The sequence below is a fragment of the Paraburkholderia sediminicola genome (assembly GCF_046027355.1).
Lineage (GTDB): Bacteria > Pseudomonadota > Gammaproteobacteria > Burkholderiales > Burkholderiaceae > Paraburkholderia > Paraburkholderia sediminicola_B.
The window spans coordinates 1-943 of record NZ_JAQQEK010000122.1 but is presented as its reverse complement, the minus strand read 5'-3'; the positions used below and the strand labels follow the sequence as shown (position 1 = coordinate 943).

Sequence of the window (943 nt, the reverse complement as noted above, 5' to 3'; positions counted from 1 at the left end):
CGCAGCGTGAGCACCTTGTTCGACCCGCTAGTCGTGATACTGGCGCGATAGTAGTCGCCCGGGCTCGTGAGGTCGTCCCAGGTTGTACTGGTTCCAGCACGTGCGGTGAACGGCACGCGCACTCCGCTGGGCAAATACAGTTGCACCAGTTGCCGAACACCGTTCGCGCCCGCGGAGCCGATCGTGAGATAACCGTCGTAATTGAGTGTCGTGCCGATGCCGAAGGCGCCTGCCATCGCACGGCCCGATGTGTCGTAGGCGCTGCTTCGGTAGACCCGCGCGAGGTCCAACGCGATCGTGTCAGCGACATGCAGGTCATGGGCGACGAGATGGAACTGGCCGGTGAACAGCCGGACAGGATCGCCGCCCGATGTGCTGCTGCCGCAGCCGGCCGTGGCATCGCCACCATTGCAACCTGTACCGCCGGGCTGACCGCCCGTGTCGTCGCCATCCAGGTTCACAGTGTCGTCCGGTGAAACCGGCTCGGTCGTGGTGCCAGCTGACGGCCCGGAGCAATAGGCGTTTATTTCGCCCGGGTCGCCGCAGACATAGCCGCCCATTCCACCGAAGTCAGCCGACGCCGCCTGCAAAGGGCACCGCGGATCCGCAGGATATGCTCCCGCTTTGGCATAAAGGGTGCTGCACTCCGTGGCACGCGCATGCGGCACCACAAACCACGACAGCAGCACAAACAAAAACAGGACGAACGGACGCAGCAGCGCACGACGCGCCGCACAGGCATCGGTGACTTGCATGGTGTTCCTGGATGGAAGGAAGGGGACGGCGTCGACTATCGCGAACCTATTGGCTCAGACACGAGCGCGAGACCGGTTGCTTGAGCGTCGGGCGGAAGCGAAGCAGCCTCGCCGCGAGCCGACGACCTGGAGGACACCGCCGACTGCCTGCGTATCGCCGCGATATTGCCGGCCGCGTCGTAGTCGTA

At 64.5% G+C, this 943-nt stretch carries 1 protein-coding gene; it reads right to left on the bottom strand.

From position 1 onward, the window contains the following. Positions 1-755 (bottom strand): DUF6531 domain-containing protein (locus tag PQR42_RS45550; RefSeq protein WP_408496103.1); only part of this gene is annotated, 755 nt, incomplete at its 3' end. Positions 756-943: the final 188 nt, after the last annotated feature.